Origin of the sequence: Nocardia sp. NPDC059177 (genome assembly GCF_042755165.1) — a bacterium.
Taxonomy (GTDB): domain Bacteria; phylum Actinomycetota; class Actinomycetes; order Mycobacteriales; family Mycobacteriaceae; genus Nocardia.
In genome coordinates this window covers 14,363-36,534 of record NZ_JBHZBX010000011.1, presented here as the reverse complement: position 1 = coordinate 36,534, position 22,172 = coordinate 14,363, and the positions used below count along the sequence as shown (strand labels likewise).

20 protein-coding genes and 4 tRNA genes are annotated in these 22,172 nt (G+C 69.6%); 13 read left to right on the top strand and 11 right to left on the bottom strand.

Annotated features, from left to right (window positions below):
* Positions 1 to 6: 6 nt before the first annotated feature.
* The 5 genes from ACFXK0_RS15940 to ACFXK0_RS15920 form a co-directional block, all read right to left on the bottom strand.
* Positions 7 to 222 (bottom strand): helix-turn-helix transcriptional regulator, encoded by a 216-nt coding sequence (locus tag ACFXK0_RS15940; RefSeq protein WP_379411018.1) that lies wholly within the window; start codon positions 220 to 222, stop codon positions 7 to 9.
* 119 nt (positions 223 to 341) lie between these two features.
* Positions 342 to 1,313, bottom strand: coding sequence for a helix-turn-helix domain-containing protein (locus ACFXK0_RS15935; protein WP_379411017.1), 972 nt, complete (start codon positions 1,311 to 1,313; stop codon positions 342 to 344).
* Positions 1,314 to 1,486: 173 nt separating this feature from the next.
* Positions 1,487 to 2,119, bottom strand: coding sequence for a GNAT family N-acetyltransferase (locus ACFXK0_RS15930; protein ID WP_379411015.1), 633 nt, complete (start codon positions 2,117 to 2,119; stop codon positions 1,487 to 1,489).
* A complete protein-coding gene (locus tag ACFXK0_RS15925; protein WP_379411014.1) occupies positions 2,116 to 3,294 on the bottom strand; it encodes a ThiF family adenylyltransferase in 1,179 nt (392 codons plus the stop codon). Before ACFXK0_RS15925 ends, ACFXK0_RS15930 begins: the two co-directional genes overlap by 4 nt.
* 314 nt (positions 3,295 to 3,608) lie before the next feature.
* Positions 3,609 to 3,680 (bottom strand) — tRNA-Val (locus ACFXK0_RS15920).
* Positions 3,681 to 4,077: 397 nt separating this feature from the next.
* On the opposite strand from ACFXK0_RS15920, the gene ACFXK0_RS15915 reads away from it, so the two are divergent.
* From ACFXK0_RS15915 to ACFXK0_RS15900, 4 genes are all read left to right on the top strand, one after another.
* Positions 4,078 to 4,150, top strand: a tRNA-Gly gene (locus ACFXK0_RS15915).
* Positions 4,151 to 4,190: 40 nt separating this feature from the next.
* Positions 4,191 to 4,261 (top strand) — tRNA-Cys (locus tag ACFXK0_RS15910).
* A 1-nt stretch (position 4,262) separates the two neighbouring features.
* Positions 4,263 to 4,337: transfer RNA gene (locus ACFXK0_RS15905), tRNA-Val, on the top strand.
* A gap of 147 nt (positions 4,338 to 4,484) precedes the next feature.
* Complete coding sequence (locus ACFXK0_RS15900; protein ID WP_379411012.1) at positions 4,485 to 4,781, top strand: hypothetical protein; 297 nt, start codon at positions 4,485 to 4,487, stop codon at positions 4,779 to 4,781.
* Between the two features lie 34 nt (positions 4,782 to 4,815).
* Here the strand turns inward: ACFXK0_RS15900 and ACFXK0_RS15895 are convergent, their stop codons facing one another.
* Positions 4,816 to 5,409 (bottom strand): GntR family transcriptional regulator, encoded by a 594-nt coding sequence (locus tag ACFXK0_RS15895; protein ID WP_379411010.1) that lies wholly within the window; start codon positions 5,407 to 5,409, stop codon positions 4,816 to 4,818.
* Positions 5,410 to 5,416: 7 nt separating this feature from the next.
* Here ACFXK0_RS15895 and ACFXK0_RS15890 point away from each other — a divergent pair, with 7 nt between their 5' ends.
* From ACFXK0_RS15890 to ACFXK0_RS15880, 3 genes are all read left to right on the top strand, one after another.
* Positions 5,417 to 5,599, top strand: coding sequence for a hypothetical protein (locus tag ACFXK0_RS15890; protein WP_379411009.1), 183 nt, complete (start codon positions 5,417 to 5,419; stop codon positions 5,597 to 5,599).
* Positions 5,600 to 5,727: 128 nt separating this feature from the next.
* Positions 5,728 to 6,801, top strand: a complete 1,074-nt coding sequence (gene mraY / locus ACFXK0_RS15885) for a phospho-N-acetylmuramoyl-pentapeptide-transferase (protein ID WP_379411008.1) — start codon at positions 5,728 to 5,730, stop codon at positions 6,799 to 6,801.
* Positions 6,802 to 6,861: 60 nt separating this feature from the next.
* Complete coding sequence (locus tag ACFXK0_RS15880) at positions 6,862 to 8,049, top strand: hypothetical protein (RefSeq protein WP_379411006.1); 1,188 nt, start codon at positions 6,862 to 6,864, stop codon at positions 8,047 to 8,049.
* Here ACFXK0_RS15880 and ACFXK0_RS15875 read toward each other — a convergent pair.
* Positions 8,015 to 8,968, bottom strand: coding sequence for a hypothetical protein (locus tag ACFXK0_RS15875; protein WP_379411005.1), 954 nt, complete (start codon positions 8,966 to 8,968; stop codon positions 8,015 to 8,017). The two genes, ACFXK0_RS15880 and ACFXK0_RS15875, sit on opposite strands and share 35 nt — an antisense overlap.
* A gap of 373 nt (positions 8,969 to 9,341) precedes the next feature.
* On the opposite strand from ACFXK0_RS15875, the gene ACFXK0_RS15870 reads away from it, so the two are divergent.
* Positions 9,342 to 12,515, top strand: coding sequence for a hypothetical protein (locus tag ACFXK0_RS15870; protein ID WP_379411004.1), 3,174 nt, complete (start codon positions 9,342 to 9,344; stop codon positions 12,513 to 12,515).
* A 379-nt stretch (positions 12,516 to 12,894) separates the two neighbouring features.
* On the opposite strand, the gene ACFXK0_RS15865 is transcribed toward ACFXK0_RS15870, so the two are convergent.
* Both ACFXK0_RS15865 and ACFXK0_RS15860 read right to left on the bottom strand, forming a co-directional pair.
* A complete protein-coding gene (locus tag ACFXK0_RS15865) occupies positions 12,895 to 13,842 on the bottom strand; it encodes a LysR family transcriptional regulator (protein ID WP_379411003.1) in 948 nt (315 codons plus the stop codon).
* 64 nt (positions 13,843 to 13,906) lie between these two features.
* A complete protein-coding gene (locus ACFXK0_RS15860) occupies positions 13,907 to 15,415 on the bottom strand; it encodes a flavin-containing monooxygenase (RefSeq protein WP_379411002.1) in 1,509 nt (502 codons plus the stop codon).
* 37 nt (positions 15,416 to 15,452) lie between these two features.
* On the opposite strand from ACFXK0_RS15860, the gene ACFXK0_RS15855 reads away from it, so the two are divergent.
* On the top strand, positions 15,453 to 15,992 hold the full coding sequence (locus tag ACFXK0_RS15855) for a GNAT family N-acetyltransferase (RefSeq protein WP_379411000.1): 540 nt from the start codon (positions 15,453 to 15,455) through the stop codon (positions 15,990 to 15,992).
* Between the two features lie 10 nt (positions 15,993 to 16,002).
* Here the strand turns inward: ACFXK0_RS15855 and ACFXK0_RS15850 are convergent, their stop codons facing one another.
* Both ACFXK0_RS15850 and zapE read right to left on the bottom strand, forming a co-directional pair.
* Positions 16,003 to 16,809: a tyrosine-protein phosphatase gene (locus ACFXK0_RS15850; protein WP_379410999.1), complete on the bottom strand. Its 807-nt coding sequence runs from the start codon at positions 16,807 to 16,809 to the stop codon at positions 16,003 to 16,005.
* A gap of 30 nt (positions 16,810 to 16,839) precedes the next feature.
* On the bottom strand, positions 16,840 to 17,859 hold the full coding sequence (gene zapE / locus ACFXK0_RS15845) for a cell division protein ZapE (RefSeq protein WP_379410998.1): 1,020 nt from the start codon (positions 17,857 to 17,859) through the stop codon (positions 16,840 to 16,842).
* Between the two features lie 35 nt (positions 17,860 to 17,894).
* Between zapE and ACFXK0_RS15840 the strand changes: the two genes are divergently transcribed.
* The 4 genes from ACFXK0_RS15840 (at position 17,895) to msrB (ending at position 22,147) form a co-directional block, all read left to right on the top strand.
* Positions 17,895 to 18,656 (top strand): pyrimidine reductase family protein, encoded by a 762-nt coding sequence (locus tag ACFXK0_RS15840; protein ID WP_379410996.1) that lies wholly within the window; start codon positions 17,895 to 17,897, stop codon positions 18,654 to 18,656.
* Between the two features lie 32 nt (positions 18,657 to 18,688).
* Positions 18,689 to 20,245, top strand: coding sequence for an alpha/beta hydrolase (locus ACFXK0_RS15835; RefSeq protein WP_379410995.1), 1,557 nt, complete (start codon positions 18,689 to 18,691; stop codon positions 20,243 to 20,245).
* An 83-nt stretch (positions 20,246 to 20,328) separates the two neighbouring features.
* Entirely contained in the window at positions 20,329 to 21,657 is a 1,329-nt protein-coding gene (locus tag ACFXK0_RS15830) for a glycosyltransferase family 87 protein (protein ID WP_379410994.1), read from the top strand.
* Positions 21,658 to 21,718: 61 nt separating this feature from the next.
* Positions 21,719 to 22,147 (top strand): peptide-methionine (R)-S-oxide reductase MsrB, encoded by a 429-nt coding sequence (gene msrB, locus ACFXK0_RS15825; protein WP_379410993.1) that lies wholly within the window; start codon positions 21,719 to 21,721, stop codon positions 22,145 to 22,147.
* Positions 22,148 to 22,172: the final 25 nt, after the last annotated feature.

Below are 22,172 nucleotides of genomic sequence, written 5' to 3'. Positions count from 1 at the left end.
TGCGTTTCAACACGACACCGCGTTCCCGACCGACCTGTCGAGACGCACTCCCAGAACTCGCGACAACTCACCGACATTGCCCGCGCTGGGTGTCACCACATCGCGTTCCCAACGGCTGATCTGGTTTCCGTCCGTGATTCCGATCCAGTCGGCCAACTCCGCCTGGGTGAATCCGGAGGCCATCCGCGCTGCCCGAATCGCTTTGCCGATCGTCGTGGACATGGTCTCCCCTCTCTCTCGAGCCACAGTCGAAAGATATCGGCGAATCGGCCGGCGAAGGAGGCTGTGGCTGCACGGCAACCGGCTGTGCACGCACACCTGTGCTTGCAGGCGGGCGCCCGCTACTTCGGGTTGTTCGTGTCGGCGGTGCTGCGGCGCCAGTCACGCGGTGTCATGCCGAACGCTTCGCGGAATCGCCGGGCGAAGTGGGCGGCGTCGCGGAAGCCCACCGCACCGGCCACCGCCGCGATGGACCGGTGCGCGTAGCCCCGGTCGATCAGCATGTCGCGGGCCCGGAACAGACGTTGCTCGATGATCCACTGCTCGAGGCTGATACCCGACTGCGCGCACACTTTGTACAGGTGCCGCACGGAGATGTTGTTGGCGGCGGCGATGCCGGGGATCTTCAAGGTCGGCTCGGACAGGTGGGTCCGCACATAGCCGAGGATCTGCTCGATCATGAGCTGGTCCGGGATGGCACCGCCGTCACCCGGCCCGCGGCCCGCCGCCGAGATCAAGAGCGCCCGAACCATTTCCATGCACGACTCGCCGAGCGCGGCGGCGGCGGGATCGGTTTCGAGCTGGTCGGCGATCCTGACCAGATGCTGGATCTGCGCCGTGACCATCGGGTACAGCGGCGACGCCGCCAGGCGTCCGTGTGCCGCGACGATCAGTTCCGGGGAAACGCCGAGACGTTCCCTGGACAGCTGCAGACACAATGTTCCACCCAGCCCGTGCCAGCCGGAGGCGAAGGTGGTGGCCAGGTCGATCACTTCGCAGGCGCCCGGTTCGATCAGCGTCTGCGCACCGAACTGTTCGTGCTTACGGACCTGTCCGTTCTGCACCGTGACCGTGAGAGTGTCACTGGGCGTGGATCGCTCGTGCCGCCTGGTTCGCCAGACCTGATGACCGGATACCTCCGAGCGGGTGAGCGCGATCGGACCCAGCATCCAGGACTGGTGCCGGCTGACCACCTCGGCCGGTGCGTCCCACATCTGCAGGTTCGCCCCGAGGTCGGCCTCCTGCAGGATCGCGGTGACCGCCTCCCGCCGGTCTGTCGGCGCGAAGTAGTCGGAGTCGATCAGCACTGCCATGGACGATCTCCACTTCGGATCATCGTCGGCGGTGGAATCCCTCCCGTCGCCGACCGTTACGCGTTTGGGGTGGTGGCAATTCGGGCAAAAGTGATTTGCCTGGGCCTGTAGTCGGCGATGCTATCGCGCCGTGGCGCGCCCCGAGCCCGATTCGACGGGGTTCGATACCGGCTTCACCGGCCCACGGTGGCGTGTTCCCTTGCCGCGGAAGGCTGTAACGCCAGGATCCGGCGTTCGGCGGGCGTCGCGGTCGCGGCCCATTCCGGCCGTACCGCCGCATAGGTGCACACATCGCGCCACTGCCCCTGGGTCCGGTACAGCTGCCGTAGCCGCGCCTCCGGCGTCAAGCCGACACCTGCCATCACGGTGTCCATCACCGGATGGTCGTGCCGGTGCCCCGCCCAGACCCGGTGAATCCCGAGCGGCCCGAAGGCGAATGCCGCCAGCAGCCGTCCCGCCTCGATGCCACCCGCACGCAGTGCCCCCTCCGGCACCACCACCAGGCCGCCGATCATCGCGTTGCTGCCGAAATCCTCGACCAGCAGGCTGATGGTGCCGACCATGGTGTCCGCGTCCGGTGCCGTGATCGCCAGTGTGTATTTGCGTCGCGGGCTCTCGCCGCGCGCGCACAGGGCGGCGTCGAACGCCGCCGCGGCCGCCGCGACGCCCATGCTGTCGGTGCCCATGTACCGGGTCAGCCGCGGGTCGGTGAAGATCCGCTGATAGGTGCCCAGGTCACCGGCGCGCAGATCGCGCAAGCGCAGCCGGGCGCCGGCCAGTTCCACAGTGCGCAGGTCGATCGTCATCGGACTGCCTCCATCACCCGCGCGAATTCCGGTGCCGTCAATGGACTTACCGCGGGTATGAGTTCGTCGAGGTCGATATAGGTCCGGCCCGACGGTATCGGCGCGCCGAGCAGTATGCGGCGAGCTGTGTCCGCTACCAAGGCGCCGCCGAGCATCACCCCGGAGGCGAGTTGCGGCCAGCTCGACAGGCTCCGGCCGATCTCGCCGACAGCGTCGCGCATCGCCGGGCTCAGCCGCGGTTCGTCGACCACTGCCAGCAGGAACGTCAGCAGTTCGCCCCGGTTCATCCGCGCGACATCCGACGAGGTCGACCCGCCGGTGCGGCCGTGGAACAGCGGGCGATGGGGTTCGTGATCGAACCGCTCCACATCCAGCAGGCCACGATCGTTGGCGTCCATCAGTACCGGGACGCCTCGGCGCCGCGCGTACTCCCGGGCGGCGACTTTCGCCCAGACGGTGTCGCATTCCTCCACCAGCAGATCCAGCGGCCGGTCGCCGCCCACACCATCGAAGAACGGCCCGATCGACTCCTCGGTCAACCCGTCCGGGAACACTTCGATGTCGAGATAGGGGTCGATCTCGAACATCTGCCGCGCCGCCAGCACAGCCTTGGCAACCCCGAGCTCACCCACCCCGGCCCGCAGCCGGTTCAGATTCGACAACCCGACGGTGTCGAAGTCGGCCAACCGGAACGATCCGCCGACCCCTTCCATCGCCAACGTCACCGCCGCGCTGTTGCCCACCGACAGCCCGACCACACCGATCCGCCGTCGGCGCAGGTCGCGCTGCTGCGACCGGTCGATCTTGTTGCGATTGCGGTCGGTCCGCACCCGCTGGAATCCCTCGCGCGCCAGCACATGCACCAGCCGGCCGTTCCACGGATAGAACACCCACGTCCCCCACTGCCACAGCGGAGTATCGCCGCAGATCCGGTGCCGGGCCGCTGCCAGCGAGCCCGCCGAATGCGCGACCGCGGGGTCCTCGCAGCGGATCAGTTCGTCGAGCTGATCCTCGATCGTGTCGTGCACGGCACCGACCGCACCCGACGCTGCCAGCGCCGCCAGGTCACGCAGTCCTTCCGGGCTCGATGCGTCGAGCAGCACGGGACGGAAATGCGATGTCGCGACGCCGGGCGTGAGTACCACCGGACGCGGAACCGAGCTGTGCCGAACCATGTGTGCGCAAACCTCCGACCCTCATGAGACGAACGGCCACCGCTCGTCTCTGTCGACCAGGACGCGCAAACAGTACACACAGCACACTTCCAGCTAACTGATCTCCGGTCCACCGGCATGGCGCGGCAACACGGCGGCCGTACTGGGGCTATGACCAACCTTTTCGGTGCGACGGCGCGGTGCGTTCCATCACCACATGGCGATCCCGCAATATTCCCGCAAGCATCGATTCAGATTCACGAGGGGCAGGCGCATCCAGACAAACAAAAATGGCCGGCCCGACATGAAAACCATGTCTGACCAGCCATTGTGCGTGGTCCCAGCTGGTTTCGAACCAGCGACCTTCCGCGTGTGAGGCGGACGCTCTCCCGCTGAGCTATGGGACCGTGCTCTCGTTTCGAGGGGCTTCGGTGGGCCTCTCGAACGAGATGGAACATTAGCACGGGGTACCCCGGTGACACCAAATCGCCTTGTGAACGGGAGGTTCGGGATCCTTGCCCGTTCTTCGCACACGTACGCACGCGCGCGAGAGCAGCCCGCAGGCGAAGCCATGACATTGATAGATGCGCATATCTACGTTGCACCATGTGGTGGTGTGGAATCTTTCCCCGTGCACGCGGGGCATGAACACTCCCCCAAGCCTGCCTGAACGACATGCTTGTAATTCACAATCAGGCACGTCTACCAGGCGATTTGTAGTCTGCGCCGAACGTCGGCTAATGTTCTCCTCGCACCACGGAGGACAGCGAAGCCGCCAGGCCGACAGCCTCCGGAAGTGTGAATGCGGATGTAGCGCAGCTGGTAGCGCATCACCTTGCCAAGGTGAGGGTCGCGGGTTCGAATCCCGTCATCCGCTCGAGAGGTAGGTAAGGCATTATGCCAATCCTCCTTTGCGCGGTGGAGTGGCCGAGTGGTGAGGCAACGGCCTGCAAAGCCGTGCACACGGGTTCGATTCCCGTCTCCACCTCGCGCGATTAGCTCAGCGGGAGAGCGCTTCCCTGACACGGAAGAGGTCACTGGTTCAATCCCAGTATCGCGCACCACAAGTCAGGCCCCCTTTCGAGGGGGCCTTTCTTGGTTTCATGCCAAAACGCTCCAACGCTGCCGCCCTGAAGGCGATCGTCAGCTCCGCGTAGGGCCTCGCCCATTGGCGTTGAAACGGCCGGGCGGGGTCACGCGATAGCCCCCAGGTGGACGACTATCGCAACAAGCTTGACACAGCCATTGCAAACGAGGTCGGGGCCGGTGCGAGGCTGGAGTACAGGGGTGAGGTCAACGCGGTAGTCATACTTGGCAACAAGCCCAACCACATCCTCCACCTGATCCTCTCCATTGTCTCCTGCGGGCTCTGGCTGCCGATGTGGGCCCTTGTCGCCTGGCTCAACTACGAGGAACGGGTCATGCTCGCGGTTGACGAGTCCGGGCAGCTGAGCCGAAAGGTGCTTCCCACGGGGGTCAACAGCGTGATCACCAGACCTGCCCGATAGCCTCACTGGCATAGAGCTTGGTCTTCCCCCGGGCTCACATCGCCGCCTGCTGATCGGCGTGCATGATCGCGGTGAAGGTCATCCGGTCGCCGCGGTACAGCGAACGGCGCTGCTCGATCGGAATTCCGTCCTGGTCGTAGGAGACCCGGTTCAGCAGGAACATCGGTGTGCGGGCGTCCACGGTCAGCAATGCCGACTCGCGGGCGTCGGGCAGCGCGGTCTCGATCGTGTCGACGGTGCGGGTGAACACGATTCCGCGGCTGCGGATTTCGGCGTACAGCGAATCGCGGTAGTCGAAGGACCCGGCCAGCCCCGGATAGCGATCGGCCGGGAGCTTGGTGGTCTCCAGGCCGACGTCGACACCGTCGGTGGTCAGCACTCGCTCCAGCTGGACGATCGGTGCGCCGACCTCGACGGCCAAGGTCGCGGACAGGGCTTCGTCGGCGACCAGGTCGGTCCAGCCGACCAGAATGCGGCCGGCGGACAAACCCTGCGCCTTGGCCGCCTCGGTATAGGAGCCCATGGCGAGCGGCTGCCTGATCTTGGGCCGGGCCACGATCGTGGTGCGACCACGGCGCTCCACCCGGCCGGCGAGCAGCAGTTCGCGCAAGCGACGCTGGCTGACCATCACCGGCGTGCACAACTACGAGCCGCGGCACCTGCACCGCGCGGTGGACTTCCTGCGCCGCACCCTCGATCGCCATCCCTGGCAGGACGTCGTCGGTGCGCCGATCCCGCTCGCCGAACTCGACCGCGCGCTGCGCAAGCCACCCGCGGGCACGCTGCGCGCGGCCGTCGCGCCGACTGTCCGGCGGTGACCACGCCGTCTCGGATGTAATGCAGGTCACTCGCCGGGTGGATTCCGGCTGGGCTCCCCTAGGATCGGCACTCGGCGTCGCCGGGCGGGTCGAGGTGGCGCGGACCGGCCACGTGGAGGGGCGAGCAATTGCGGCAGATCCTGTTGGCGGCGGGGATCGCACTCGTCGTCACCATCACGCTCACCCCGGTCCTGATCCGGATATTCGCGCGCCGGGGATTCGGGCAGGAGATCCGGATCGACGGGCCGGCCAGCCATCACACCAAGCGCGGGACGCCGACGATGGGCGGGCTGGCCATCGGGGCCGGGGTTTGGTCCGGGTATCTGGGATCGCACCTGATCGGGTTGCTGTGGGACGCGCCGGGGCCGAGCGCGTCGGGGATCCTGGTGCTGCTGCTGGCCTCCGCTCTGGGCGTGGTCGGGTTCCTCGACGACTCGATCAAGCTGCGCAAACACCGCAATCTCGGACTGACCGCGGCGGGCAAGTACCTCGGCCAGATCAGCGCCGCGGTGGTGTTCGCGGTGCTCGTGCTGCGCTTCCCCGGCGCCACCGGGCTCACCCCGGCCAGCCGCAACCTCTCCTACGTCCGCGACATCAGCACCATCTCCTTCACCGCGCTGTTCTTCGTCGCGTTCATCGTCTTGCTGGTGGTGGCCTGGTCGAACGCGGTCAACATCACCGACGGCCTCGACGGCCTGGCCGCAGGCTCGATGAGCCTGACCCTCGGCGCGTACGTGGTGATCACGCTGTGGCAGTACGACAACTCGTGCGAGATCAGCCCCGGGCGCGCCTGCTACACCGTGCGCGACCCGCTGGACCTGGCCATGATCAGTGCCGTGGGCGCGGCCGCGTGTATCGGATTCCTCTGGTGGAACGCCGCGCCGGCCAAGATTTTCATGGGCGACACCGGTTCGCTCGGCCTGGGCGGTCTGCTCGCCGGGCTGTCGATCACCAGCCACACCGAGCTGCTCGCGGTCGTGCTCGGCGGGTTGTTCGTCGCCGAGGCCATGTCGGTGGTGCTGCAGATCGTCGTCTTCCGGACCACCCACACCCGGTTGTTCCGGATGGCGCCGTTCCACCACCACTTCGAACTCAACAACTGGCCGGAGACGGCGGTCATCATCCGGTTCTGGGTGCTGGCCGGAATCGCCTCGGCCACCGGCCTGTGCCTGTTCTACAGCGAGTACCTGACCTCGCTCTGACGCCTGAGTTGTCGGTATCCCCCGCTACGCTGGCCCGAGGCGAGCGAGGGAGGTTGCACTGTGAGCACCGCGAGCGAGGTCGGCCACGATATCGCCGCCGACGTCTCGTTCGAGCTGGAAGAGCTCGACGAGCTGGTCGGTGAACTGCTCACCGACCATGCCGAACGCGCGCCCCGCGACGCGCGGATCGTGGCCCTGCGCCTCGGCATCGGCGGGCAACGCCCGGAAACGCTCACCCGCATCGGCGCCCGCTACGACCTGGCCCGCGACCGCGTCCGTCAGCTCTACACCAAGGCGATCGGCCAGATCCTGCGCGAGGCGGGCCGCTCCGGGCATCGCTCGGCGGCGATCTTCGCGCACCGCTACCCGCGCGAGGCCGGCGACCACCGCCTGACCCGCGCGCTGCTGGCCGAAACCTATGCCACCGACACCGATCTGGTCGCGATGGAATGGTCGTATCTGAAGCTGCGCCTGGCCGGTCACGACCAGACCGACGCCAAACGCGTCGCCGGCTACGTGATGCAGCGAATCCTGGGCTGGCAGAAGAAGACCGCCAGCATCCTGGCCAAACTGCACGCCCCCGACGACGACACCGACGACCTGGAGGCCCTGCTCGCCGACGTCGAGTGGCCCGCCGGCACCCCGGCACCCCTGCCCACGCAGTCGGCGCGCGTCGCCGACAGCGACGACGACGGCCGCGGCCGGTTCTACCTGGCCAAGGCCGGTCGCGACATCGCCTACGATTCCGCCCTGGCCGCGCGCCTGCTGCGCACCCTCGACGCCGCCCCCGCGGTCGCCGCCTTCCAGGAGGAGCCGGCCGCGCTCACCTATCACCTCGACGGCGCGGATCACGCGCACTACCCGACCGTCGCCGCCCGGCTCACCGACGGCCGCGCCGTCCTCGTCGACGTGGTGCCGCTGGGCCGAATAGCCTTCCACCACACCCGGATCCAGAGCGAGCTCGCCCGCGCCTACGCCGACGAGCACGGCTGGGGCCTGCTCACCTGGACCGGCAGCGCGCTCGGCCCGGCCCAGCTGCGCGCCCGGCCCACCGACCCCGCGATCCAGGCACGTGTGGCCGGGGAGCTGGCGCAGGCGCCCTACGACCGCGCCGCGCTCGCCGCGCTGTGCGCCGACACCGGCCTCGACCTGCTCGACCTGGCCGCGCTGGTGCTGCGCAACGACTGGCGCTGGGAACGGCTGCCGATGCGGCTCAGCGCAGGACCGCCGCGCCGACCACGAGGGTGAGGGTGAGCAGCATGGCGCAGCAGGTGAGCCACTGCCACTGATTGATCGTGCGATCCATCCGCCCGATCGTCGCGCGCAGACCGGCCGCGATGCGCTGCTGGGCGACCAGTTCGCTGCGCACCCCGGCCAGGGTGATGGCCTCGGCGTCGGCGTTCACCCCGGCCCGGTCGATCCGGTTGTGCAGGCGCGTCACCAGCTTCTGCTTCTCCCGCACGGCCTGACGCGAGACGGCCAGCTCCACCCGCTGATCGCGCAGCTCGTTGCGCTGACGCTCGATCATCGCGGCCTGTGCCGCGGTATGCCGTTCCCAAGTGCCCACCTCGGCCCACCCTCCTGTCCGCAGATCCGCGTGACCCCAATGGATTTCGCCGGTCACCCAGCCCTGCAGGAAGTCACGCAATTCCCCACTCGCCCGCACGGGGGCGGCGAAGCCCGACTCGCCCGCGGCGAGCATGCCCTGGTCGATGCGATAGTCGCCGGCCGCCGGTGCGAAGTCGGCGATGCCGACGGCGGGGACCAGTGGCACCCAGTAGCCCTGCGGGCACACCCACAGCACGTCGTCGATACCTGCGGCCTGGAGCCGTTTCCGGTGTTCGCGAGCGGCGGTGATGTCGAGGGGCCCGCTGTGCACCTCGACGACACAGCGGCGGTCACCGCGACGCCAGTAGATGTCGACGGGGATGTCATCGACGCGGGTGTCCACTTCGGCTTCCTCGGCGCCTGCAGCCGTGAGCCGGCCACAGATCCAGTGCTCGAGCCGCTGGGTATTCCACTGCGCCGCTACACATTCCGGACATCCGCAGCCGTAGCCGGTGCGTTCGGGAGTCGCGCGCCTGCCACCCTCGGAGATGCCGAGCTCATCGAGCAGAGCTCGCCGTCCGCACACCACCTGGCTGTCGCCGCGCCGCGTCGTTCTCACACCATCACTCCCTCACCAGGGGCCTCGCGCCCGCACCCTGGACACCAGGTTCCCGCAGCATCCGACACCCCGCCAGCCCCCTTGACCCGCGCTCGGGTGCGTCGCCGATCGGTGATCGAGATCACACACGTCACTTGACCTGTATATCAAGCTATTTCATTGTGCCGACGTCGCGGAACGTCCCCGAGATCTTGATCATTTCGATACACAGACCGGGCCTGTTGCGCGTCCGGTTGGTCCCGATCCGGAAACGTTTCGGCGTGCCATCGATAACGGTGCAACGACGCCGCCGCGACGCACGCGACGGCACCGGTGGATATGATCGCTGCGGCCGAGGCGGGCCCGCTCGCCTACCACGGGAAGTAGGGTGTGCATGAATCACGCTGAGCACGACGAAACCATCGGCTCGATGCTGGCGAGTATCGCCGCGGCCTTGCGTGAGGTCAGCGAGAAGCTCGATGTGGTCGCTGCCCGCGTCCAGCAGGAGGTTCCCCCTTTCCCGAGTGACGACGATGTGCCCGACCAGACCCGCATCCGCCGGCTCGAGTCGTGGGCATTCCATGCGTCACAGGACATTTCGCGGTTGAGTTCCCGGCTCGACGCGCTCGACGGCGGCGATCCCGAGCCCACCCCCGGACCGGCCGGCCGAACGCGCAGCCGCCGGGAGGTGCGGGAGGCCGCCGAAGCCGCCGAGCGGGCCGCCGAGGTTGCCGCCACACCGGCGACGCCGCACCCCTTCCGCAATATCGACGGCGCCCGGCCGCCGCTGGAGCGCCGCAACTCCCCGCTGCGCAGCGCCACCGACCACCTCGGTGATCCGACCTGGCCGATCACCGTCACCCCGGTGCCGCGGGCGACACTCGATCCGGCCGGGCAGGTCGAGAACCGTTCGGCGGTGGCGATCGTGGAGCGCGAGAGCGACTCGGCCCCACAGCCTTCCACCGGTCTGGGCGGCGGGGCCCGCTCGGCGGGTCATCGAGCCGGCGATCCCGAGGAGACAGCCGGTCCCGTCGAACGACAGGATTCCGATCGCCGGGCGACGGGCGACGACCAGGCCGCGAGCACTCCCCGTGGGGTGGCGGCCGGCGTGGGGACGACCATCGAGCGTCCGCGTGACGCCGACCAGATCGCGGTACCCGGGCGCGGCACTGCGCGTAGCACGTTGAGCGACGACACCGTGGTCGAAGCGGTGGAACGGCTAGCCCCGCAACGTTTGCCGGACACTGGCACTGCGCGCGGCACGCTCAGCGACGACACCGTGATCGAAGCCGTGGGAGGGCAAGCCCCGCAACGTTTGCCGGACGACGGCGTCACCAGAGGCACGGAATCCAACGGCGCCGGATCCGTCGCTCCGGGTCGTGCGGTCTCGTTCTCCGCGCTCAACCGCACTCTGGATACCGGCACGGCGACCGAGGGTTCGAGTACGTCCGACGATCGTCCCGTCATCCGGGACACCGACACCGGCGCGACGGTGATCGGCGGGGTCACCGAGGCGAATACCGATGGCTTCAGCCGCTTCTCGGTGGAATCCACCGAAGTCGCCGCGCCGGCGAGTTCCCCGGCCGACCGCGGAATCGAACGGGCGCGGCCGGTGGGCAGACCCGCCGAGAGCATCCCGGCCCGATCCGCCGGGCAGCCCGCGCCACCGGAGAGGTTGTCCGCCGGTGGCGCGGAGCGGCCGTCCGTCGACGGCACCCGCTCGGTGCCCGAGGACCACCGCGACCAGGCCGCCGCAGCGTCCGAGGTCACCGGCGACAATCCGCAGCACCGTCGCCTCGCCGGCCTGACCGCGGGCGACCACACCGATCCAGCCCACAACGGATCCCCGGTCGACGGTTTCGACCACCCTGACGCGCCGTCCACCCCCGGCGGTCTCCACTGGACCTTCGGCGACGACCCGACCACGCCGGAGCCACCGCGAAACGGCCACGCCCGCAACGGCTTCACCACCGACGCCCCCCGACGCCTGGACTCCCTCTTCGACGACTTCATGCCACGCGACCGTTTCACCGCCGCGAGCACCGACACCCCACCACCCGCCGCCTCGACCCCGCCACACTCGACTTCGGCGACGAATTCCGCAGCGCCGACGCCCTCCTCGACACCCGACAGCACAGCACCGTTCCCGGCCGTGCCCACCGACACCGCAGCACCCGCCGCCGCGACGCCGCCGCATTCGATGCCGGCGACGAATTCCGCAGCGCCGACGACTTCCTCGGCACCCAACAGCACAGCGCCGTTCTCGGCCGTGCCCACCGGCGCACACCAATCGGTCGCGCCCGTCGAGACCACAGCGACGTCGCGCACCGAAACCACCGTGCCCCGGCTGTCGGCCCCTGCGACAGCGCCCACGGACGCACCGTTCCAGTCGAGTACCGACGAGTCAGCGACACCGGGTGCGTCAGCCCCCAGCACCACAGCACCGTTCGCCACCGCACCCACCGACTCCGGCGCACCCCACACGACGTCACCGGGCGCCTCGGCCCCGAGTTCGCCGGCGCCGCTGTCGAGCGGACCCGCCGCGGGGAGCGGACCCCGGCTCTCGAGCCCGTTCGATACGGCGACCGCCACCACGGTCCCCGAGCCGAACGCCTCGTCGGCTGCCGGGCCCTTGGACCGATTGCCTGCGCTCAGTTCGACTACGCATTTCTCGGATCACGGCGCACCTCGGATGTCGGGTCCGACCGGTTCCCAGGCCGCGCACGCAGCGGACCTGAACGACGTGACGGCATCCGGTGTAGCGGGCCCTGAATCCGGCGCTGCGGGCCCCGACGCGGCAACGACTCCCGGCGCACTGATCCATGGTTCGCCGACGCCGTTCTCCGCCGTGTCCTACGAAACGAGCGCGCAGTCCGCGCCCGGCGACGCGGCTTCGGTGCCCGGGTTCCCGCTCCACGGCCCATCGGCCACCGAGGAGCAGCCCAAGGATCCGTTCCACAGCCCGTCGAGCACCGACGAACCGAGTGGGGCCAACGCTCGCTCCGGGATGACGGCGCCCAGCGCGGCCTACGGCGACACGGCGGGCGCCTTCGATCCCGCCCGGCCCACACCCGTCGACTCCACCGTGCCCGCTCGCCTGGCTCCGCCCAAGAACCGCGCCCCGTCGACCGGCTATTCCCCGCCCACAGGATTCACCGGGTCGGCCGATCCGGGATTCAGCCCTGCCCCCGAAACTCCGGCGATCTCCGCGACAACCGGCGCCGCGGCGAATCCCGCCGAGACGACGGCCGACAGGTTCGACAGCCGGACACCTCCAGATTCCTACGCTCCGCTCGGCGACCCGGCCGAGTCCACCACCGCCGCGGAATACGACCCGCCGACCATCGGCCTCCCCCGAGACCGGGAAGCCCCGGGGCCGACCGATCCGGCACCGCCGACAGCGACCGACGCCGCGGGCATCACCGTGACAGGCACGTTCCGGGCCTTCGACATCGAGCGAGCCCACGTCGACAAACTGCAAGCCATGCTCGACGAATTGAAGCGGTCGTCAGGTCTGCCGCCGGGCCGGCGCGACGTGTTCGGCCCACCGACGCCCGAGGTCGGCTAGGCGGCGGACCGACCAAGGCCGACCGGGCGCAGGCCAAAACCGGCCAGGCATAGGCCAAACGCCGATCACGCGCAGGCCGACGCCGGCAAAACGCAGGCCAACCCCGCGATACGCAGGCCAACGCCCACGACACGCAGACCAACGTCGACAAAGCGCACACCATCGCCGCTGGCCACCTGGGGCGATGTCGCCTTCGATCACGCCGGTGACCGCCACGATCACCAGGAACTCGGCGCAAACCAAACTCGGCAATACGCAGGCCCCCGCCGATACCGACGACGCGCAGGCCTAGGCTGGCAATGGGCAGGCCATGGCCGACGAGCGCTGGCCAACTCCGGCAAGGCGCAACCAACGCCGACTGGGCGCAGGCCGAGACCCGCTAGGCGCTGGCTGCTTCGGGCCGCACGGCGGTGTGGGCGGTGGCGGGGTGGCGGGAATCGTCGAGGACGGCGGCGACGAGGTCGCGGAGTGCTCGGTGGCCCGCGTCGGCGGTGTTGCGCGGGTGCCAGGCCATCGCGACGACGGGGGCGGGGAGCGGGAGGGGGATGTCGAACATCGCCAGGCCGAGGGCGGTGCGGGCGGGGGCGGAGAGCAGTTCCGGTGCGGGGCAGACCAATTCGGTGGTCGAGACGGTGAACAGCGCGGTCGACAGGTCGGGGACGGTGGCGACCACGCGCCGGGTGCGCCCGTGCAGGGCCAGGCGGTCGTCGATCGGGCTGTGCGTGCGGCCGGTGGGTGAGACCTCGAGGTGGGGCGCCGAGGCGTAGGCGGCCACGGTGGGGCGGTCGGCGGCGAATCGGTGGTGTGCGGCGGCCACGCCGATCCAGCGGTCGGCGAACAGGCGGGTGACCACCGTTTCCGGGTCGGTACGGCCGAGCATGCCGACTTCGATGTCGACCCGGCCGTCGCGCAGCGCCACCGAGCCGTCGCCGGGATCGGCGGCGAGGAACCGCACACTCGCCCCGGGCAGTTCGGCGCGCACCGCGGCCAGCAGCGGCCCGGACAGCCGCGCCGACACCGAATCCCCCACGCGGACAACGAAATCCCGGCTCCGGCCGGATCCACCGCTCTCGCGCGCGGTGAGCAGCGCGCGTGCCTGCTCGACCAGATGGGCGACGTCGTGGCGCAACTCCAGCGCGCGCGGCGTCGGCACCAGCGACCGGCCCGAGCGCACCAGCAGCGGATCGTCGAGCACCGTCCGCAGCCGGGTCAGGGTGCGGCTCATCGCCGAGGTGGAGGTTTCCAGACGCCGGGCGGCCTCGGTCACGCTGTTGGTGTCGAGCAGCGCGTCCAAGGCGAGCAACAAGTTCAGATCCAGCGCATCCACGCGAGGATTATCACCATTGCCGGTATCGCCGCGCGGCGTCGGGCGACGACGGTCCGGCGTGTCGCTATCCCTCGGCGACGGCTGCCGCCGCGGGCGCCGCGGGCACGGCGACGACCGGACCACGCAGCACCCCCCGGTAGGAGGCAGGCCGCACCGGGCGCAGCCACTGGCCCACCCTGGTCGCCCAGGACAGCGAGGTGCCCAGATCCTCGAGCATCTCGTCGAGCGCGGCCAGCGAGAACGGCCCGACCGACGCACCGTGCGCGTGGTGTCCTTCGGTGCGCTCGTTGGACCAGGCCAGTTGCTCGTCGATCTCGGAGTTCATCAGCTCCGGCATCGGCGGCACGAACTTGCCGGTGAGCAGGCCGGCGATCCAGTGCGCGCCGACCTCGGCGCCGAGCGCGCTCAGGTTCGAGCTGTTGTAGCCGGCGAAGGTCAGGTTGGGCACGTCGACGGGCAGGATGTGGCGGAAGAGCCGGAAATCGCCGGCGTCGTCGGTGAGGGCGCGCCGCACGAACGGGGTCAGGAACGGCACCTCCTGCCGGTATCCGGTCGCGCACACGACGACCTCGGCCAGCTTCACGGTCCCGTCGGACAGCCGGACCGCGGGTCCGTGCTTGCTGCCGATCAGCTCGGTGACCTCGGCATCGCGGCTGACCGTGATCCGGCCCGCCTCGACCTGGTCGATGAAGCCGTCGGTGGCCAGGCTCGCGCTGCTGGTGGCGATATCGGCGATCGACCCGGCAGGCAGCAGGCCGAGCTCGCGCAGCCGCAGTTTGCGGGTCACCCGTTCCTGCAGCAGGTCCATGTGGGTCTCGCGCAGCGCGAGCCAGTCGAGCAGGCGTTCGGCGCGGTGCGGGACCCGGGAGCGGAAGTGTGCCTCGCCCGCGCGGGTCAGCAGTAGTCGTTCGTAGTCGATCCCGGCGCCGAAGGTGCGCGGCATCTTCCAGGTGAGCCTGCGCGCGACCACGCTGGTCTCGTCGGCGACCTGGCTGACGGCCTCGGCGACGTCCCAGGCCGACTTGCCGTACCCGATGACGACCACGGACCGGTCGCGCGCCTGCTCCACATCGTGGAACTGCGAGACATGGCACAGCCGTCCACCCGCCTTGCGGAAGGCCGCCTCACCGGGCAGCGACGGCATGACCGGGTCGCTGTACACACCGTTGGCGACGACGAGGTGATCGCAGGAGGTGCGGTGCACGCCCATCTCGTCGCGGATCTCGAGCAGCCAGCCGCTGTCGACCGGGTCGGCGGCGACCACCTCGGTGTTCAGCCGCAGCGTGCCGGTGAGCCCGAAGTGCTGCGCGTAGCCGGCCAGGTAGGCCTGCATCTGCTGCCCGTCGGGCCACCGCGGATAGTCCTCCGGCATGGGGAGGTCGCTGAAGTGGTTGGTGTACTTGCTGTTGTGCGCGCGCAACCCCGGATAGCGACGGGTGGCACTCCACACACCGCCGACATCAGGGGCCCGGTCGAATACCTCGACCGGGAAACCCGCCTGGCTCAAAACCTTCGCGCAGGCCAAACCCGCCACTCCCGCACCGACGATCCCGATGCGGCTACCGCTCGTCATGGCCGAGAGATTACTCGACCCGTGCTGTACTGGATTGATGACCAACAGTTCCGTCGTCGTCGATCGGGCCGGGCTCTGGGACGCCGAGGCGCTCAGCGATGTCGCCGCGGCGACCTTTCCGCTGGCCTGCCCGCCGGAGGCGACGCAGGGCGACATCGCGATCTTCCTCGAGCAGATGCTCTCCGGGGAACGGTTCGGCGAGTACCTGTCGGACCCGGACCGCACGGTCCTCAAGGCGGTCGAGGGCGCCGAGATCGTCGGTTACGCCATGCTCGTCGCCGGCCGTCCGGCGGACCCGGAGGTGGACGCGGTGGTCACCGCGGGCGCGGTGGTGGAACTGAGCAAGATGTATGTGCTGCCCGGCCATCACGGCAGCGGGGTCGCCGCCGCGCTGATGGCCGCGACCGTGACGACCGCCCGGGAGGCCGGGGCCGTGGCAGTGTGGCTGGGGGTCAACCAGGCCAACGAACGCGCGCAGAAGTTCTACACCAAGCACGGTTTCGCGCGGGTGGGTACGAAGACGTTCACCGTCGGCAACCAGCTGCACGACGACTTCGTGTTCGAGCAGGTGTTCTGACCGCAGCTGTTCAGCGCAGCATCGCGGTACGCAGCGCGCTGATCTCCTCGTCGGACAGGCCGATGCCCTGGCGCACGTAGGCGTCGAAGCTGCCGTAGGACTGGTTCACCTGGTCGAAGGCCGCGTCCAGCCATTCGGCCTGCACGCCGTTGAGCGGATCGCCGGGGGCGGCGTTGCGGTAGGTGTTGGACAGCAGGTAGTCGGCGGTGACGGTGGCGCGGTCGACACCGAGCAGGGTCAGCAGCACCGCGGAGGTCCAGCCGGTGCGGTCCTTGCCCGCGCTGCAGTGGTAGAGCACCCCGCCGTCGGCGGCGACGACGGCCCGCAGCACGGCCGCGAAGGCCTGGTTCGCGCCGGGCGCGGTGATGAACGCGCGGTACATACCCTCCCCACCGAACAGCGCGCCGGCCAGGATCAGCGGCGGTGCCTGCCCGATCACGTCGTGCGCGTGCACTGTCGCGCCCGCGGGCACCTTGTCGGCGGCCAGCGACCGTTCGTAGGCGGTGCGCAGATCGTCGACGACGGTGACGCCGAGGGCGCTGAGCCGGGCCAGGTCCTCGGGGGTGGCCTTGTCCAGCGCGCCGGAGCGGAAGACGAGCCCGGTGCGGACCCAGTGACCGTCGGTGGTCCGGTAGCCGCCGGCGTCCCTGGCGTTCGGCACGCCCGACAGACCCAGTGACCGCTCGACCGCGGTGGTCTCGTTCGCCGGCGCAGGCGCGGCGACTGCCTGACCGGCCACGGGGCCCAGCAGCACGGCCACCGCGGTCGCGACGGTCAAGCTCGCGCGCACGGCACGCCCACAGGTCACAGTCAGCATGACCGAGAAGCTACACCCGCCCCGCGCGGGCTACGCGGCGGCGGCCTCGAAGCGCGACAGCGCCAGCAGCCGCGAGATCGCGCGCAGGTACTTCTTGCGGTAGCCGCCGTCGAGCATCTCCTGGGAGAAGATCTCGTCGAGCTTGGCGCCGGAGACCGTCACCGGGATGCTCGCGTCGTAGAGGCGGTCGGCCAGCACGACGATGCGCAGCGCGACCGCCTGGTCGGTCACCGGGTGCACGCCGGAGACGAACACCGAGGACACGCCGTTGATCAGCGCGCCGTACTTGGACGGATGCAGCGTGCTCAGGTGCTTCAGCAGCGAGTCGTAGTCGTCGAGGGTGGAGCCCGGGGTGGCGGCGGCACGTTCGCTGAGCACCTCGGGCGAGGTCGGCTCGGGCGCGGGCGGCAGGTCACGGTGCCGGTAGTCGGGGCCGTCGACGCGCACCGGCTCGAAGATGGAACCGAGTTTCTTGATCTCGCGCAGGAAATCCTGTGCGGCGAAACGGCCTTCACCGAGCTGGCTGGGCAGGGTGTTGGAGGTGGCGGCGATCGACACACCCGCGGCGGAGAGTTCGGTGAGCAGGCGCGAGACCATGGTGGTGTCGCCCGGATCGTCGAGCTCGAATTCGTCGATGCACAGCAGGCTGTTGGCCGAGAGCCGTTGGACGGCGTTGACGAAGCCCAGCGCGCCGACCAGGTTGGTCAGCTCGCCGAAGGTGCCGAACGACTTGGGCGCTGGCGCGCTGTGGAAGATCGAGGCGAGCAGGTGGGTCTTGCCGACACCGAAGCCGCCGTCGAGGTACAGGCCGGCGCCGGAGACGGCCTTCTTCTTGCCGAACAGGCTCTTCTTCGAGGAGGCCTTGTGGATCTTGGCGACCTGACCGGCGAATTCCTCGGCCTTGCGGACCGCGGCCGCCTGGCTCGGCTCCTTGGGGTCGGGAATATAGGAGGCGAAGCTGACCTCGTCGAACATGGGCGGAGGCACCATCTGGGCGACGAGCTGGTCGGCCGGGACCTCCGGATGGCGATCGACGAGGCGTTCTTGCATGGACAAATCGTACGGACGTGGTTGCATCGGTCCCTATGCAGCGTATCCACAATGTGACCCAGCTCGCAGACCTCGATGACGACGCCCTGGCCAGGAGCTATGCCTATCCACGCCAGCTGGCCGGTCCGTGGGTGCGGGCCAACTTCGTGAGCAGCATCGACGGGGCGTTCGCGGTCGACGGAGTGTCGAAGGGGCTGGGCACCGAGGCCGATCATCGGGTGTTCCATGTGTTGCGTGAGCTGGCGGAGGTGATCGTGGTCGGCGCGGGCACCGTGCGCGCGGAGAACTACGGTGGCGCCCACTCCGACCCCGACCGGCGCCGGACCCATTTCCAGCACGGGATCGGTGGCAGCGCCGACGGTGCCCCACCACCGATCGCGGTCGTCACCGCGAGCGCCCGGCTCGACCCGGCGGCCAAGCTGTTCACCGATGCCCAGACCCCCCCGCTGATCATCACCACTGCCCACGCCGCCACCGAGCAGGTCGAGGCGCTGCGGCAGGCCGGCGCCGAGGTGGTGGTGGCGGGCGAGGCCGCGATCACCTCGCAGGCGCTGGTGCGGGTGCTCGCCGACCGTGGCCTGCAACGGGTGCTGTGCGAGGGCGGGCCGCATCTGTTCGGGCAGCTGGCCGAGGCCGGGCTGGTCGACGAACTGTGCCTGAGCACGTCTCCGGTGCTGGTCGGCGGCGCGGGCGGGCGAATCTCGCTGTCGGCGACCGGATTCGATCAGCCGATGACGCGCAAGCAACTGATCCTCGCCGAGGACGGCACTGTGCTGGCCCGATGGGCCCGTCGATGAAACCTGGCGCCGAACCTGGCAGTGTGTAGCCCATGCGCTGGACTCGGGCCGCGGCGACGGCCGCGACACTGTCGATCATGCTCGCGGGATGCGGGGCAGGGCCGTCGGATCGGCCCGTCGTCGCCGTCGAACGTCCCGGTGCCGGTGGCGGCGCGCAGACCGAGGAGCCCGCGGTGCCGGAACCGGCCAGGGCCGAGGTCCCCGAGACCGACCTGGCCTGGCGCGACTGCACCGCCGCGACCCTGGGTTCGCTCGACTTCGGTCCAGCGCCCGTGGGCCTGGTGCTGGACTGCGCCGAGTTCTCCACCCCGATCGACAACGCGGGCACGGTCATCGGCACCTTCCGCGCGGGCGCCCTGCGTGCCCGGCTGCCGCAGACGCCCGCCGACGCCCCGCCGCTGGTGCTGACCTCCGGCTCGGACCGCTCCTCGGCCTCGACGCTGGCCGGGCTCGCGCTCGGCCCCAACCGCGCGCTGCTGGCCGCCCAGCCGATCGTCGCGGTGGACCGGCGCGGTATCGGCGCCTCCCAGCCCATCGACTGCCTGCCCGCCCAGCTGCGCGCGGTGCTGACCGATCTCGGCCAGTTCGGGGTGGGCAGCGAGGACCGGGTCGGCGCGGTGGCCGGCTACAGCCAGGACGCCACCATCGCCTGCCGTGACTTCCTGCAGCCCTACGAGGGCACCTTCGACGCACCGCACGCCGCCGACGACATCGAGCAGCTGCGCAAGCAGTGGCAGGTGGACAAGATCAACCTGCTCGGCACCGGCAACGGCGGCAAGGTCGCGCTGAGTTACGCGCGCCGCTACGGCGATCACCTGGCCCGGCTCATCCTCGACGCCCCCGAACCGGTCGGCGCCGACGCCACCACGATGACGGAGGCGCGGGTCACCGGCGCCGAAGCCGCGCTCACCGCGTTCGCGCAGCGCTGCAAGGCCGCCGACTGCGCACTCGGGCCCGATCCGCGCGCGAGCGTCACCGCGCTGATGACCAAGGCGAACGCCGGCGAACTGGGTGACATCTCCGCCGCCGACCTGTCCACCGCGCTGACCGGGTTCCTGTCCAGCCCGCGCGGTGACCAGGCCGACCGGGTCACCGCCCTGGCCGACATCCTGGCCGCCGCCGACCGCGGCGATCGCGGTCCGCTCGCCGCGCTGGTCGTGCGCGAATCCGCGGCGATCAACTCCGACGGCGAATTCGTCAACCGGTGCACCGACAGCCAGCAGTCCCCGACCCCGGACAAGGCCCGCGAGCTCGTCGAGACCTGGGCGAGCAAATATCCGGTATTCGGTCCGACCGCGGCCGTGGGCCTGATGGTCTGCTCGGCCTGGCCGGTGTCTCCGGCGCCGCCGCTGCCCGACGATTTGAAGCTGCCGGTGCTGGTGTTCGCCGGTGCCGCCGACCCGGTCGTCGGCGGGGCGGCCGCCTCGGTGACCGGAGCGCTCGGCGTCGCGGGAGCCACCCACGCCACCATGACCTGGCAGGGCTGGGGTCATCCGGTCCTCGCGCATTCCGGGTGCGCGCAGCAGGCCGCCAACGCCTATCTCGCCGAGGCGGAACTGCCCGCCGACGGCGGTGCCTGCCCGGCCTGATCACCTGCGGTGACCCTGGCGTTGCGGCGCGTCGGGCGGGTCCGGCGACACCATCGCAACCCGATTCGGTGTACCGTGCCCCAGTGTTGTTCCGACAGCTCGAGCCCCGTACCGCTCGCACCTCCGCCGAGGTGATCAAGTTCGCACTCTGGCCGTTCGCGGTCATGACGGTGCTGAACCGTGTCTTCATCAAGGCGATCAACGGGTTCATCACCGACGACTACCGGCCGGTCTACAACGCCTCGTTCGAGTTCCTGAACGGCAGGCCGCTCTACACCGCCGACCTGTCCTCGGTCGACCCGCACTATCTCTACTATCCGAGCGGGACGCTGCTGATCGCGCCGGTGGCGGTGATCGAGTACGAGCTGTCGCGCTGGCTGTTCATCGGGCTCAACGCCGTCGCGATCCTGCTGGCCTGGTACCTGCTGCTGCGCCTGTTCAAGTTCGGCCTCGGTTCGATCGCCGCGCCCGCGCTGCTGCTGGCGATGTTCGCCTCCGAGACCGTGGTCAACACGCTGGTCTTCACCAATGTCAACGGCTGCCTGCTGCTGGCCGAGCTGGTGTTCCTGCATCTGCTGCTGAAACGTCGTGATCTCTGGGCGGGTGTCGCGCTCGGCTTGAGTATCGCGGTGAAACCGACGCTCGCGCCGCTGCTGCTCCTCGCGGCCGTGCGCGGCCAGTGGAAGGTCTTCATCACCGCGCTCGGGGTGCCGTTGACCCTCACCGCGATCGCCTGGCCGTTGTCGGCGGATCCGGAGAAGTTCTTCACCGAGGTGCTCCCGTACCTGATGGAGACCCGCGACTACTTCAACAGTTCCATCGGCGGCAACGCGGCCTACTACGGTCTGCCGTACTGGCTGGTGCTGGTGGTCCAGGGGCTGATGGCGGTGATCGTCGCGATCTCGCTGTGGCTACTGTGGCGCTACTACCGTCACGACGAACTGTTCTTCGTCACCACGTTCTCCGGTGTGCTGCTGACCGCGTCGTTCCTGCTGCTCTCGCTGGGCCAGATGTACTACTCGATGATGCTGTTCCCGTTCCTGATGTCGGTGGTGCTGCGCAATTCCGTGCTGCGCAACTGGCCGGCCTGGCTGGCGATCTTCGGGTTCATGACCTACGACAAGTGGCTGTCGGACCGCTGGCAGAGCATCGGGCGCAACCTGGAATACCTGCGGGTCACCTTCGGCTGGGCGCTGCTGCTGGTCGTGGTGTGCTGTGTGCTCGGCGACCGCTACCTGGCGGCCCGGCGCGAGGGCAGGCTGCAGTTCGGCATCGACCCGGCCTGGCTGTCGACCGCGCCCGAGCCGCAGGCGACCACGGCGCCGGTCACCGCGCGCGCGGCCGCACCGCAGCACGAGGACCCGGTCGCGCCGGAGGAACCGATCGACGAGCGCGAACCCGCGCTCAAGTGATTTCCGGCCGGTGCCGCCGTCGACGGCGGCGCGCACCGGCCGAAACCGTTAGCGTGGAGTGATGAGCTCATCGTTGCCCACGCCGCGCATCCAGCTGACGCCGCAGCAGTGGCGGGCGAAACTGGATCCGCAGGAGTACGCCGTCCTGCGCGAGGCGGCCACCGAGCGCCCCTTCATCGGCGAGTACACCGACACCAAGACCGAGGGCGTGTACACCTGCCGGGCCTGTGACGCCGAATTGTTCCGCAGCACCGAGAAGTTCGACTCGCACTGCGGCTGGCCGTCCTTCTTCGACCCCGCCGACTCCGACGCGGTGATCCTGCGCCCCGACGACACCCTCGGCATGCGCCGGGTCGAGGTGCTGTGCGCGAACTGTCACAGCCACCTCGGCCACGTCTTCGAGGGCGAGGGCTACCCCACCCCCACCGACCAGCGCTACTGCATCAACTCCATCGCCCTGCGCCTGCACCCAGCCGAGCCGGACGCCTGACGCCCTCCCCGCACATCCCGACCTC